10 protein-coding genes are annotated in these 14,206 nt (G+C 70.9%); 8 read left to right on the top strand and 2 right to left on the bottom strand.

The window, feature by feature from the left end; genetic code table 11:
* The first annotated feature begins 65 nt into the window (after nucleotides 1–65).
* Entirely contained in the window at nucleotides 66–533 is a 468-nt protein-coding gene (locus ACFWJ8_RS15255; RefSeq protein WP_378813047.1) for a MarR family winged helix-turn-helix transcriptional regulator, read from the top strand.
* A gap of 5 nt (nucleotides 534–538) precedes the next feature.
* Complete coding sequence (locus ACFWJ8_RS15260; protein ID WP_378813228.1) at nucleotides 539–1,879, top strand: MFS transporter; 1,341 nt, start codon at nucleotides 539–541, stop codon at nucleotides 1,877–1,879.
* Nucleotides 1,880–1,902: 23 nt separating this feature from the next.
* Here the strand turns inward: ACFWJ8_RS15260 and ACFWJ8_RS15265 are convergent, their stop codons facing one another.
* Together ACFWJ8_RS15265 and ACFWJ8_RS15270 are read right to left on the bottom strand one after the other, a co-directional pair.
* Nucleotides 1,903–4,344: a glycoside hydrolase family 2 TIM barrel-domain containing protein gene (locus ACFWJ8_RS15265; protein ID WP_378813049.1), complete on the bottom strand. Its 2,442-nt coding sequence runs from the start codon at nucleotides 4,342–4,344 to the stop codon at nucleotides 1,903–1,905.
* A complete protein-coding gene (locus ACFWJ8_RS15270; protein WP_378813052.1) occupies nucleotides 4,341–5,090 on the bottom strand; it encodes a TetR/AcrR family transcriptional regulator in 750 nt (249 codons plus the stop codon). Before ACFWJ8_RS15270 ends, ACFWJ8_RS15265 begins: the two co-directional genes overlap by 4 nt.
* A gap of 197 nt (nucleotides 5,091–5,287) precedes the next feature.
* Here ACFWJ8_RS15270 and ACFWJ8_RS15275 point away from each other — a divergent pair, with 197 nt between their 5' ends.
* The 6 genes from ACFWJ8_RS15275 to ACFWJ8_RS15300 all read left to right on the top strand — a co-directional run bounded on the left by ACFWJ8_RS15275 (nucleotide 5,288) and on the right by ACFWJ8_RS15300 (nucleotide 14,203).
* Nucleotides 5,288–6,820: an ABC transporter substrate-binding protein gene (locus tag ACFWJ8_RS15275; RefSeq protein ID WP_378813055.1), complete on the top strand. Its 1,533-nt coding sequence runs from the start codon at nucleotides 5,288–5,290 to the stop codon at nucleotides 6,818–6,820.
* A gap of 63 nt (nucleotides 6,821–6,883) precedes the next feature.
* A complete protein-coding gene (locus tag ACFWJ8_RS15280) occupies nucleotides 6,884–7,825 on the top strand; it encodes an ABC transporter permease (protein WP_378813056.1) in 942 nt (313 codons plus the stop codon).
* A complete protein-coding gene (locus ACFWJ8_RS15285) occupies nucleotides 7,822–9,684 on the top strand; it encodes a dipeptide/oligopeptide/nickel ABC transporter permease/ATP-binding protein (protein ID WP_378813059.1) in 1,863 nt (620 codons plus the stop codon). The genes ACFWJ8_RS15280 and ACFWJ8_RS15285 overlap by 4 nt, the downstream gene beginning before the upstream one ends.
* Nucleotides 9,681–10,529, top strand: coding sequence for an ATP-binding cassette domain-containing protein (locus ACFWJ8_RS15290; RefSeq protein WP_378813061.1), 849 nt, complete (start codon nucleotides 9,681–9,683; stop codon nucleotides 10,527–10,529). Before ACFWJ8_RS15285 ends, ACFWJ8_RS15290 begins: the two co-directional genes overlap by 4 nt.
* A gap of 90 nt (nucleotides 10,530–10,619) precedes the next feature.
* A complete protein-coding gene (locus ACFWJ8_RS15295) occupies nucleotides 10,620–13,070 on the top strand; it encodes a glycoside hydrolase family 3 protein (RefSeq protein ID WP_378813064.1) in 2,451 nt (816 codons plus the stop codon).
* A complete protein-coding gene (locus tag ACFWJ8_RS15300) occupies nucleotides 13,067–14,203 on the top strand; it encodes a serine hydrolase domain-containing protein (protein WP_378813066.1) in 1,137 nt (378 codons plus the stop codon). The genes ACFWJ8_RS15295 and ACFWJ8_RS15300 overlap by 4 nt, the downstream gene beginning before the upstream one ends.
* Nucleotides 14,204–14,206: the final 3 nt, after the last annotated feature.

A 14,206-nucleotide genomic window follows, 5' to 3' on the forward strand; every position in this document is an offset into this window, starting at 1 on the left:
AGTCTAGGGGTGCGGCATCCCCGTCTTTTCTTTAGCAAGGCTAATGAGCTATGCTAAATAACCGGATGAGCACACACGGAACCCCCACGACACGCCACGACACCGACCACGATCCCGATCTCGCCGCCGCCGCCTCGCAGCTGCGGATCGCCACCTTCCGGCTCGCGCGGCGCATGCGCACGCAGCGCGCCGTCGACTCGATGAGCGACGGCCAGTTCGCCGTGCTCGCCGCCCTCTGGAAGACCGGCCCGCACACCCTCGGCGAGCTCGCGGAGCGCGAGCGCGTGTCGGCACCCTCCATGAACCGCACCGTCAACTGCCTGCAGGACTCCGGCTGGATCACCCGCAGCGCCGACGAGAACGACGGTCGCAAGGTCGTCATCTCGCTCACCGAATCCGGCCGCTCCGTCGTCGACGAGACGGCGCGCCGGCGCGACGCGTGGGTCGAGTCCGCACTCGCAGAGCTCACCGAGGAGGAGCGCGCGACGGTCGCCGCCGCCGCCGAGATCATGGCGCGGATGGTGACGCTGTGAGCGCGATGTTCCGATCGCTGTCGGTCTTCAACTACCGCGTGTGGTTCATCGGCGCACTCGTCTCCAACGTCGGCGCATGGATGCAGTCCACCGCGATCAGTTGGGTGGTGCTCACCGAGCTGACCGACAACGACGCCGCGGCGATGGGGATCACGATGGCCCTCCAGTTCGCGCCGCCGCTGCTGCTGGTCGGCGTCACCGGCTGGGTGGCCGACCGCTTCGACCGCCGCCGGCTGCTGTTCGTCACGCAGGCGCTCCTGCTCGTCCTCGGCCTCGCCATCGGGGCACTCCTGTTCGCGGGCGCGATGACGCTGCCCATCATGTACGCGTTCGCGTTCGCTCTCGGCCTCGTGGCCGCGTTCGACAACCCCACCCGTCAGGCGTTCGTGTCGGACCTCGTCGCGCGTGAGAACGCCTCGAACGCGGTGGCGCTGAACGCGGCCTCCTTCAACACCGCCCGCATGATCGGCCCGGCTGTCGCGGGCATCGTCATCGTCGCGGTCGGCACCGGCTGGGTCTTCGTGGTCAACGGCGTCACGTTCCTGGCGATGCTCGGCGCGCTCGCGATGATCCGCACGCGGGAGCTCGTGCCGCGACCGACGCAGCGCGGCGCGGCCCGCCTGGCGGACGGATTCCGGTACGTGGCCGGCCGCCCCGACCTGATGGTCACGTTCGCGATGGTGTTCCTCATCGGCGCGTTCGGCATGAACTTCCCCATCCTCGCTTCGACCATGGCGCTGGAGTTCGGGCAGGAGGCGGACGGCTACGGCCTGCTCAGCTCCATCCTCGCGATCGGCTCGCTCGCCGGTGCGCTGATGGCCGCGCGGCGCGACCGCGCCCGCATCCGCGTGCTCATCATGGGCACGCTGCTCTTCGCCCTCGCGGCGACGGTGTCGGCGTTCATGCCGACGTACTGGCTGTACGCCGTGACGCTCATGTTCACGGGCTTCTCGGTGGTCACGATGATGACCACGGCCAACGGCTACGTGCAGACCACCACCGACCCGGCGCTGCGTGGACGCGTGCTGGCCCTGTACATGGCGATCCTGATGGGCGGGACCCCGATCGGCGCCCCGATCGTCGGCTGGGTGGCCGCACAGCTCGGCCCGCGCGCGGCGATCCTCGTCGGCGCGGTCGCCGCAGTCGCCGCCTTCGTCATTGGGTTCACATGGCTCGTCGCGTCCGGCCGGCTGCGGCGCCATGAGCAGAAGCGGTTCCGCCTGACGCTCGACGAGACCCGGCCGCTGTCGATCGTGACACCCGAGCAGTTCAGCGACGAGGTCGCCGCCACGACGCCGATCCGCGCCCTCACCCCCGAGACCTCGCGCGCCGCCAGGGCCGGCTGACCCCGGCCGGCACCTGCTCCGCGTCAGCCGCGGAACGTCAGCGGCACCCGCGCCGGCGCGTAGCCCGCGGCGGTGACGGTCACCGTCGCCTCGCCGTGTCCGGTGGGCCGGATGATGGCCAGGGCGCGGCCGTCGTGCGTCGTGACCGACGCACCGGCGAAGGACTCCTCGGTGCGGATGCGGCCGGTGCCGAGGCCGGCGAGCTCGCCGGACCCGACGACGGTCACGGTGATCGCCACGTCGGCGTCGCCGGCGACCACGCCGTCCGCGTCGGCGAGCGTGACGCCGACGAAGGCGAGGCCATCCGCCGTCACCTCCGACGCCTCGGCCACCGCGGTGAGCACGAGCGGCCCGGCCGTGCGCAGCATCGTCCGGCCGATCTCCCGGCCGTCGGTGCGGGCCACGGCGACCAGCTCGCCGGGGCGATAGACGGTCTCGAACCGCGCGCGGAACGCCTTGTCGGCTCCGACCTCGGCGATCCCCAGCGAGACCCCGTCCCGCAGCAGCTCGACCTCGTCGGCGCGCGCGTACACGTCGACCGTGACCGGCGCGCCGGGCGCGGCATCCCACGTCCACGACGACACGGTGTCGTCCCACGACCACGGCGTGGTCGCGGTGGGACGGCCGTGATGCCGCGGCGGATGCACGGCGAGGTACGGCTCGGTGCGCAGCCCGAACACGATCTCGCGGTAGTACGACACCGGGCGGCGGTGGCCGGTGATGTCGAGGTCGCCGCAGCCGGCGAGCAGGTGGGGGTACGGTCCGGCGGTGCCCGTCGGGACGTAGCCCGGCTCGTCCGTGTAGTCCACGCGGCCGATGCCGGCCTCGCCCAGATAGTCCCACCCCGTCCAGGTGAAGTCGCCGATCACCTGGGGCAGGTCTTCGACGAGCTGCCACATCCGCTCGATGCGCGACGGAAAGGTCTCGGACCCCACGATGACGCGGTGCGGGAACAGCTCACGATCGAGCTCGTATCGCGACTCGGCATAGTTGAACCCCACGACGTCGAGCACCGACGCGGACTCCTCGGTCGTGGCCGTCACCAGCTCCGATGCGTTGGCGCGCGCCATCGTCTCGCCCATCGTCGCCATCATCGTGTTGGGATCGGATGCCTCGTCAGCAGGCCGATCGTCGGCCTCGGCCGCCGCGATGTCGGCCATGCGGTCGAGGTTCGCGATGATGCCGTTGATCCCGTTCGTGACCAGGCGCGTGTCGTCGCGCTCGCGGACCGCCTCGGCCAGTCGCCTGCTCCAGGCGGCGCCGGCGGGCGTGGCGAGCTCGAGGATCTCGTTCCCGATCGAGTACATGATGACGCTCGGGTGGTTGAGGTCCTTCGCGACCAGCGCGTCGACATCGTGCCGCCAGCGCTCGGCGAAGCCGGGCGCGGCGTCGAAGGCCACCTTGGACCGCGTCCAGGTGTCGGTGAGCTCGTCCATCACGTACACGCCGTGCCGATCGCAGGCGTCGAGCATCGCGCGGCTCATCGGATTGTGGGCGCTGCGCAGCGCGTTGAACCCGGCGGCTTTCAGCAGGCGCACGCGGCGGTCCTCGGCGGCGGCGAACGTGGCCGCGCCCAGCGGCCCGCTGTCGTGGTGCACGCACGCGCCGCGCAGGTTCACCGGCACGCCGTTGATACGCAGACCGCGCTGCGGGTCGGCCTGGATGCGGCGGATGCCGAACGCCGCGGCATCCGCGTCGATCTCGTCGCCGTGCTCGTCGGCGAGCGTCGTGCGGACACGATGGAGGGCGGGCGAGGCGTCGCTCCACAGCGCCGGAGACTCCACCGCGAGGCGGATGCGGGCGACGGACTCGGTGCCGGGCAGCACCGTGACCGGCGCGGAGCCGGCGACGACGTCCGCTCCGTCCGGGCTCTCGATCGTCCACGCGACGCGCAGCGTGCGAGTGTGCCGCGAGCCGTTGCGGACGCGCGTCGCCACATGGACGAGCGCACGGTCCGCGTCCACGTCGGGCGTCGTGATACGGGTGGCGTCCAGGGGCAAGTGCACCGGGTCCGCCACCACGAGATGCACGGGACGATAGATGCCGGCGCCGGAATACCACCGGCTGTCGCGGTGCGCGCGGGCCTCGACCGTGATGCGGTTGGGCTCGCCGTAGCGCAGATACGGATCGAGGATCGCTTCGAACGCGTTGTAGCCGTTCGGCTCGTGGGTGACGGCATCCCCGTTCAGGAACACCACCGCGTCCCGGTAGACGCCCTCGAACTCCACCCGCACGGTCCGCTCGCGCCACTGATCGGGCGCGTCGAAGGTCTTGGCGTACTCGAACACGCCGCCGGGCACGTAGCCGGTGTGCACGCCCTGGTCGCCGTCGGCGGAGCGGGGCAGGTCGCGCACGGCGTCGTGCGGGAGGCGCACCGGACGCGGTGCGGACTCGGCGGTCGCCGCTTCGAACGCGCCGAGCTTCGGCCCGACGGTCCAGCCGTCGAGCCACGGTTCGCGGATCATGCGTCGCGCTCCGGCGTTGCAGCGGCATCCTCGGGCGAGTCCTGGGAGGCTCCCTCGACCTTCGCGTCGAGTCCGTCGAGCACGTTCTCCAGGCCGACGAGGTCGTAGCCGCGGATGAGGCTGCGGAAGACGTCGTGCAGCGCCTCGGCCATGTCGGTCGAGGCGGGGTCGAGCAGCCACTGCACCTGGAGGCCGTCCATGAGCGCGATCGTCGCGACCGCCGCACGGCGCGGGTCGACGCCATCGCCCAGGCGTCCGGCATCGGCGACGCGCTGGAAGGAGCGGGTCACACTGTCGCGGACGGAGATGTACCGGTCGATGAAGTAGTCGTGCGCGGGATGGTCCGGCGCGGTCGCCTCGGCAGACAGCACGCAGTACAGCTCGACGATGCCGGGGTTCGCGGCGTTGAAGCGTGCGAGCTCGGCGAGCGAGCGAAGCGCCTCGACCCCGTCGGGGATGTCGAAGTCGACGCGCGAGCGCGACATCTCGTCGCGGTGCTCGAGGAGCGCCATCAGCAGGGCGCTCTTGCTGCGGAAGTGGTGCAGCAGGCCGGCCTCGCTCATCCCGACCCGCTCGGCCACCTCACGCAGCGAGCCGGCGCGGTAGCCGGACTGCGAGAACACCTCGAGAGCCGCGTCGAGGATCGCCGTGCGCTTCTCCTTCGACTTGGCGTACTCGCCGCGCGGCTTGCGCCCGGTCGTGGGAGCGGTCTCTTCCCGCATGACGGCGGTCGTCGTCTCGGTCATCGTCTCACCGTATCCCCGGGTCGTCTCGCCACACCCGCTTCGGTGTGCGCCGGGATCCTTCTCCTCCGTTCTATAACGAATTTCTAGGAATCGCTAGTTTTTTGTGTCAAAAACCTAGCGGTCATTCGATATTGCTGTTAGCGTCAGCGGCCAGCAGGCGATCCGCAGGGGCATCGCCACCTATGAAGGGACCAAGGATGTTCCGTTGGAAGGCCACAGCAGCCACCATCGCGATCGCCACTCTCGCCCTCACCGGCTGCGCCGGCGGCGGTGACAGCGGGTCTGGCTCGAGCGACTCCGGCCACGCGGAGCGGCTCACGCTCACGGCGATCGCCGCCCCCACCAGCTACGACATCGGCGCGGGCGCCGAGTACGGCAACCGAAGCCCGTTCTTCCAGGCGGTGTTCGACACGCTGCTGCAGAAGGACTCCACGGGCGAGATCGAGCCCTGGCTGGCCACGAAGTGGGAGTACAACGACGACAACACGGTGCTGACCCTCACGCTCCGCGACGACGTCGAGTTCACCGACGGCACGAAGCTCGACGCCGACGCCGTCGTCGCGAGCCTGGAGCGCTTCCGCGACGGCACCTCGCCCCAGGCGGCGACGTTCGCGGGCAAGGAGTTCGCGGCCGTCGACGCCACCACCGTCACGATCACGCAGGCGGCACCCGACCCCTCGCTGGTCAACCTGCTCTCGATCGCCCCCGGCCTCATCCAGGCGCCGTCGACCTTCGATGACCCCGACTCCGCGACCGAGCCCATCGGCTCCGGCCCGTACGTGCTCGACACCGCCTCGACGGTCACCGGTACGACCTACGTGTACACGGCCAACCCGGACTACTGGAACCCGGATGCCGTCAAGTACGACAACCTCACGATCAACGTCATCGAGGACCCGACCGCGACACTCAACGCGCTGAAGGCCGGGGAGGCCAACGGCGCCAAGATCGTCAACAACGACACGATCCCCGAGATCGAGGCCTCGGGCTGGACCATCGAGTCCAACGAACTGGACTTCCAGGGCCTGCTGCTATTCGACCGCGACGGCACGATGGCTCCCGAGCTCGCCGATGTCAACGTTCGCAAGGCCATCAACATGGCCTTCGACCGCGAGGCGCTGCTCAAGGCGCTGCAGGCCGGCTACGGCACGGTCACCGAACAGGTCTTTCCCGCCACCTCGGTCGGCTACGACGAGTCACTGGACAGCACGTACGAGTACGACCCCGACGGCGCCAAGAAGCTCCTCGCCGAGGCCGGCTACCCCGACGGCTTCACGCTCAACATGATGTCGACCCCGGCGTTCCAGACCACGTTCGACCTCGTCGCGCAGCAGTTGGCCGACATCGGGATCACCGTCAACTACACCGACCCCGGCACCGGCAACTTCATCACCGACATGCTCGCCCCGAAGTACCCGGCGACCTGGATGGCGCTGGAGCAGAACCCCGACTGGCAGCTGATCAACTTCATGATCGCCCCCGACGCGACGTTCAACCCGTTCCACTCGGAGGACCCGCAGATCGACGAGTACATCAGCACGATCCAGATGGGGACGCAGGACGAGGCCGAGCAGGCCACGAAGGACCTCAACGCCTACCTCGTCGACCAGGCCTGGTTCGCCCCGTTCTTCCGCGTGCAGGGCACGTTCGCGACGGACGCGAACACGAACCTCGAGTTCTGGCCCACCAACGCCTACCCGTCGATCTTCGACTTCTCGCCGAAGAACTGAATCCTCTCCCCGTCCGCCCGCACACCGCGGGCGGGCGGGGAGACACCACCCACGGGAAACGTCATGCTTGCATTCATCCTCCGGCGCCTGCTGTCGGGCGTCATCCTCATCGCGGTGATCTCCTTCCTCGCGTTCGTGCTCCTCTACGCGTCCGGCGGCGACATCGCCCGCCGCATCCTCGGCGAGAACGCGACCGCCGACACCGTCGCCAAGAAGGCCGAGCAGCTCGGCCTCGACAGGCCGCTGCTGGTGCAGTACTGGGACTGGGTCACGTCGGCGCTGACCGGCAGCCTCGGCCGCAGCTGGTTCACCGGTGAGCTGGTCTCGGTGAGCGTGTCCAACCGCGTCGCGGTGTCGCTCTCGATCGTCATCGGAACGACCCTCGTGTCGGCGATCCTCGCGGTCGTCCTCGGCGTCCTCGCCGCCCGCCGCGGTGGCGGCGTCGACGGCACCGTCCAGGTCGTCTCGCTGATCGGCTTCGCGATCCCCGGCTTCCTGATCGCCCTCGTGCTCGTGCTCGTCTTCGCGATCAACCTGGGATGGTTCAAGGCCACCGGCTACGTCCCTCTCACGACATCCGTGTCGGGGTGGCTCTCATCGGTCACGCTTCCGATCATCGCCCTCTCGCTCGGGGCGATCGCGGCGGTCTCGCAGCAGGTGCGCGGCTCGGTCATCGACGCGATGTCGCGCGATTACGTGCGCACGCTCCGCTCCCGCGGCCTCGGCACGAACTCGGTCGTCTACCGCCACGTGCTGCGCAACGCCGGCGGCCCCGCGCTCGCCGTGCTCGCTGTCCAGTTCATCGGCCTGCTCGGCGGCGCCGTCATCGTCGAGCAGGTCTTCGCCATCCCCGGCATGGGCCAGCTCACGGTCCGCGCGACCACGCTCGGCGACATCCCGGTCGTCATGGGACTGGTGATGGCCTACGCGATCATCGTCCTCATCGTGAACCTCCTCATCGACCTCGCCCAGGCGGCGCTGAACCCGAAGGTGCGACTCTCATGACCGCCATCGACGTCCCCCTCGCGGTACCGGTCGCGCCGGTCCGCGTCTCGCTCTGGCGCCGGCTGCTGCGCCGCCCGGTCGGCCTCGCCTCGCTGATCTTCCTCGTCTTCCTCGGCGTGATCGCGATCATCGGGCCGGCCATCGCCCCGCAGGACCCGAACTACGCCGACATCCGCAACGTGCTGGCCCCGCCGAGCGCCGCGCATCTGCTCGGCACCGACGGCAGCGGTCGCGACGTGTTCTCGCGCCTGCTGGCGGCGACGCAGACGACGGTCGTCGCGGCCCTTCTCGCTCTCGTGGTGGCGCTCATCCTCGGCGTGGTCAGCGGCCTCATCGCCGGCTACTACCAGGGCTGGTTCAACAGCACCGCCACGTGGGTCACCGAGCTCAACATGGCGCTTCCCGGCATCGTGGTCCTCCTCGCGGCGCGCGCTGTGCTCGGACCGTCGGTCTGGATCTCGATGTTCATCTTCGGCATCCTGCTCGCACCGGCCTTCTACCGGCTGGTGTACGCGTCGGTGACCGCCGTGCGCACCGAGCTCTATGTGGACGCGGCCCGCGTGTCGGGTCTCAGCGACACGCGCATCATCGGACGCCACGTGCTCTCCGTGGTGCGGGCGCCGATCATCATCCAGTCCGCGATCATCGCCGGCATCGCCATCGCGATCCAGTCGGGCCTGGAGTTCCTGGGCCTCGGCGACATCGCGGTCCCCACGTGGGGCCAGATGCTCAACGACGGCTTCAAGAACATCTACAAGGAGCCGCTCCTGATGCTCTGGCCGTCGCTCGCGATCGCCCTGACCTGCATCGCGCTGACGCTGCTGGCGAACGTGATGCGCGACGAGCTGGAGCGCACGGTGTCCGTCCGGCGCAAGCGCCGCCGGGCCGTCGCGACGGCGACCGGATCGGTGGCCGCCGTGACGACGTCCGTCGGCCTCAGCGGCGGCGACGTCGTCGACCTCGACGAGCCGCCGGTCTTCGAGAGCGAGGGCGTCATCGTCCACCAGGGGGATGCGCGCAGCAAGGCCACCGAGAAGGTCCTCGACATCCGCGACCTCCGCGTCGGCTACGACCAGCCGGACGGCTCGCACATCGAGGTCGTCCACGGCGTCTCGCTCGACATCCGCAAGGGCGAGGTCCACGGCCTCATCGGCGAATCGGGGTCGGGCAAGACCCAGACCGCATTCGCCGTGCTGGGCCTGCTCCCCCGCGGCGGCCACGTGACGGCCGGCTCGATCCTCTACGAGGGCACCGAGCTCGCCGGCGGCGACGACCGCGAGTACGCCGGTCTGCGCGGCAAGCGCATCGGCTACATCCCGCAGGAGCCGATGTCGAACCTCGACCCGTCGTTCACGATCGGCAGCCAGCTGGTCGAGCCGCTGCGCAAGAACCTCGGACTCTCGAAGAAGGCGGCCGCCGAGCGCTCGCTCGAGCTGCTCGCCCGCGTCGGCATCCCGAACCCGAAGCGCACGTTCGACGCGTACCCGTTCGAGGTGTCGGGCGGAATGGCGCAGCGCGTGCTCATCGCGGGTGCCGTCTCGACCGACCCCGACCTCATCATCGCCGACGAGCCGACAACGGCCCTCGACGTCACGGTGCAGGCGGAAGTGCTGGAGCTCCTGCGCGACCTGCAGGCCGAGCGCAACATGGCGATGCTGCTGGTGACGCACAACTTCGGCGTCGTCGCCGACCTGTGCGACCGGGTCACCGTCATGCAGAGCGGCCTGTTCGTCGAGCAGGGCCCCGTGCGCGCGATCTTCAACGACGCGCAGCACCCGTACACGCAGGCGCTGCTGGACGCGATCCTCGACGAGGGTCCCGCCCGCGGCCCGCTCGTCACGAAGGGAGCGAGCGCATGAGCACTCCGCTGCTGGACATCAAGGACCTCGTCGTCGAGTACCCGGGCAAGGGCTTCCGCGCCCAGCCGTTCCGGGCTCTCAAGGGCGTCTCGCTCGACATCCGGCCCGGCGAGACCGTGGGCCTGGTCGGCGAGTCGGGGTCGGGCAAGACCACACTCGGTCGAGCGGCACTCGGCCTCGCGCCGGTCACCGAGGGGTCGATCGTCTACGACGGCAAGGACATCTCTCACCTCAAGCGGCAGGAGCGCCGCGCGCTCAGCTCGGAGATCCAGGTCGTGTTCCAGGACCCGTACTCCTCGCTGAACCCGTCGATGACGATCGAGCAGATCCTCACCGAGCCGCTCACCGCGGCGGGCGTGGCGCCGAAGGAGGCGAAGTCACGGGTGCGCGACCTCCTCGATCAGGTCGGGCTGCCCGCCGACGCGCGAGGACGTCTCCCCCGCGAGTTCTCGGGAGGTCAGCGTCAGCGTGTCGCGATCGCCCGCGCGCTCGCCCTGCGGCCGCGGCTCATCGTGTGCGACGAGCCGGTGTCGGCGCTCGATCTGTCGACGCAGGCCCGCGTCCTCGATCTGTTCATCGACATCCAGGACCGTACCGGCGTCGCCTACCTCTTCGTGACGCACGACCTCGCGGTGGTGCGTCACATCAGCCACCGCGTGGCCGTGATGTATCGGGGCGAGATCGTCGAGACCGGTGACGGCGACCGGGTGACCTCCCGGCCGGAGCACCCGTACACGCAGCGACTGTTCATGGCCGCGCCCGTGCCCGACCCCGACAAGCAGGAGCAGCGGCGCGTCGCCCGCCGTGCCCTGCTCGAGGCCGAGGCGGCAGCCGGCGTCGCCTGACAAGCCAGGATGCCGCGGCCCGGCCCTTCCCGTGGGTGGCGGGTCGCGGCATCCTCCCCCTGAATCGATCGCGAGAAAGAACCCTCCCCGATGACCGACACCGCCACCTCCACCCCGTCCGACGCGGTGCTGCACCTCCTGCCGCTGCTGACGCGCCTCACACTCGAGCAGAAGGCCGCTCTCGTGCAGGGCGCCGATTTCTGGACCACCGTCGCGATTCCGGAGATCGGGCTTCGCGCGATGACCCTGTCGGACGGTCCCGCGGGCGTCCGCGGCCCGCGGTGGGACGAGCGCGAGCCGTCGCTGAACCTGCCGTCGGGCTCGGCCCTCGCGGCGTCGTGGGACGTCGACCTGGCCTATCGATATGGGGCGGCCGCGGCATCCGAGGCCCGTCGCAAGGGCGTCGACGTCGTGCTCGGACCGACGATCAACCTGCACCGCTCGCCGCTGGGCGGCCGGCACTTCGAGTGCTTCAGCGAGGATCCCGAGCTGACGGCCGAGCTCGCCGCGGCCTATGTGCGCGGCCTGCAGGACAACGGCGTCGCCGCGTGCCCCAAGCACTACGTGGCCAACGACTCCGAGACCGACCGCTTCACCGTCGACGTGCGCGTGGACGAACGTGCACTCCGCGAGCTGTACCTGGCGCCGTTCGAGCGCGCGGTCGAACAGGCCGGCGCGTGGACCATCATGAGCGCGTACAACGCGGTCGACGGCGTCACCATGACGGAGAACGAGCTGCTCGAGACGCCGCTGAACAGCGAATGGGGCTTCGACGGCACGGTGATCAGCGACTGGACGGCCGTGCGCTCGCTCGCCGCCGTGCCCGCCGCACAGGACCTCGCGATGCCCGGTCCCGCACCGGCGTGGGCGGACTTGGTCGACGCGATCCGCGACGGTCGCGTGGCCGAGGCCGACCTCGACCGGAAGGTGCTGCGCCTGCTGCTGCTCGCCGAGCGCGTGGGCGCCCTCGGCGACGCCGAGCCCCTCGAACCCGCCCCGCTCGACGGGCCCGCCTTCGCCCGCGCCGCGGCGATCGACGGCACCGTGCTGCTGCGCAACGACGGCGTGCTTCCGCTCGCGACGGCCGCGCTCGGCCGCGTGGCGGTCATCGGTCAGAACGCACGCGAGGCGCGTACGCAGGGCGGCGGCAGCGCGACCGTGATCCCCGAGGCCGTCGTCTCGCCGCTGGAGGCTCTGCGCGCAGCGCTGCCCGGCGCCGAGGTGCGCTTCGCGCTCGGCGCGGTGGTGCAGGAGGGCGTCTCCGAGATCCCGCTCGACCAGCTGACGAACCCGGCGACGGGCGAGGCGGGCGTGCGCGTCGCCTTCTTCGACGCCGAGGGCACCGAGCTGTTCGCCGAGAACCGCCGGTCGACCGCCCTCGTGTGGTTCGGCGGCGATGCGCCCATCTCGGCGAGCGCGACGGTCGTCTTCGAGACGCTGTACACACCGGCCGAGACCGGCGACATCGAACTGGGCTTCGCGGGCGCCAATCCCGGCCGCCTGTTCGTCGACGACGTGCTCGTGCTCGACGATTCCCCCGTCATCGAGGGCACGGACCTCGGCGCCGCGTTCCTCAACCCGCCGTCGATCACCGCGACCGTGCACGTCGAGGCGGGGCGTGAGACCGCGGTGCGGGTCGAGTTCGCACGCGCCGACGCCGGCGCGCTGTCGGGCGCGCTCAGCGCGACGCTCGGCATCGCCCCCGAACGCACCGACCCCGACGAGCTCATCGCGCGCGCGGTGGCCGAGGCCGAGGCATCCGATGTCGCCGTCGTGGTGGTGGGCACCAACGCCAGGGTCGAGTCCGAGGGCTACGACCGCACGAGCCTCGACCTTCCGGGACGCCAGGACGACCTGGTGCGCGCCGTCGCCGCCACCGGTACGCCCACGATCGTCGTCGTCAACGCCGGTTCGCCGGTCGTGCTGCCGTGGGCCGACGAGGTCGACGCGGTCGTGCAGGGCTACTTCGGCGGGCAGGAGTTCGGCCACGCGATCGCCGACGTGCTCACCGGTGCCGCCGAGCCCGGCGGACGGCTCCCCACGACGTGGCCCGCGTCGCTCGCCGACGTGCCCGTCACCGACGTCACGCCGCAAGGCGGCCGCCTCGACTATCGCGAGGGCCTGCACATCGGCTATCGCGCATGGCTGCGCGACGGGGATGCCGCCGCCCCCGCGTTCCCCTTCGGACACGGGCTCGGCTACACGTCGTGGGCGTTCGGCTCCGCGCAGCGCATCGGCGACGCCCTCGAGGTCACGCTCGAGAACACCGGCGACCGCCCGGGCAAGCAGGTCGTGCAGGTCTACGCCGAGCGTGCCGACTCGGCGGTGGAGCGCCCGGTGCGCTGGCTCGTCGGGTTCGCCCCGGTGCAGGCCACGCCCGGCGAGACCGTGACCGCCACGATCCCGGTGCCGGCACGGCGCCTCGCGCACTGGGCGGGCGAATGGGTGGTCGAGCCGGGCGCGTACACCCTGCGTGTCGGCGCGTCGGTGGCGGATCTGCCGCTCACACTGGCGTGGCACACCGAAGGAGCCCCGGCATGACCCTCTCCCTGCTCACCTCTCCGCATCTGCGCGGCACCGCCGACGAACGTCTCGACGACATCGTCGAGCGCCTCGACCGCTCCCTCGCCGCCGATCCCGATCTGTCGTTCCAGGTCGCCGCGTTCCACGACGGCGCGCCCGTCCTCGACGCGTGGGGAGGACCGCACCTCGCCGAGGACTCGGTCCTCGTGCCGTACTCGGTGACCAAGAACACGATCGGCCTGTCGATCGGCCTGCTCGTCGAGCGCGGCGAACTCGACCTCGACGAGCGGGTGGCGCACTACTGGCCAGAGTTCGCAGCGAAGGGCAAGCTCCGCGTGACCGTGCGCCAGCTGCTGTCGCACCAGGCCGGGCTTCCGCAGGCCACCCCGCAGCTGACGTGGGCCGAGCTGCTCGACGACCACGCCGCGGCGGCGAGACTGGCCGACACGTGGCCGTTCTGGCAGCCGGGCAGCGCATTCGGCTACCACGCGGTGACGATCGGGAACCTCGCCTCGGAGCTCGTGTACCGGGTGACCGGTCGCACGCTCCACGAGTACTACGAGCAGGAGATCCGCGCACCGCACGACGTGGACTTCTACCTCGGCCTGCCGCGCGACCAGGAGGCGCGCCGGGCCCCGGTGCTCCCGATGATCCGCCCTGTCTCGGACACGACGACGATGCAGCCGACCGCGCTCGGGCTGCACACCTGGACGACGCCCGGGCCGCCCGTCGATCTCGGCAACGACGAGGTCAGCTGGCGCTACGGGCATCCCGCGGGCTCCGGGACCGGCACGGCACGCGGGCTGGCGCGGCTGTTCGCCGCCGCGGTCACGGGCGTCGACGGCCGGGCCGCCTTCCTCTCGCCCGACACGGTGGCCCAGATCGGTCAGCAGCAGGTCCACGGCGACGACGAGGTGCTCGGCATGCCGGACCGCGCCCACGCCATCGTCTTCCAGAAGCCGAACACCGCCGTCGCGTTCGGCGGCCCGCGCGCGTTCGGCCACGACGGCGCGATGGGCGCGCTCGCGTGCGTGGATCCCGACACGGGCGTCGCCTTCGCCTGGACCATCGCCCGCGCCGCCTGGCCGGGCGGCGCCGACCCCCGCGCCGCCGCGATCGCCCACGAGCTCGGCGCCCTGCTCGCTTCCTGACCC

Origin of the sequence: Microbacterium sp. NPDC058389 (assembly GCF_042722305.1) — a bacterium.
Lineage (GTDB): Bacteria > Actinomycetota > Actinomycetes > Actinomycetales > Microbacteriaceae > Microbacterium.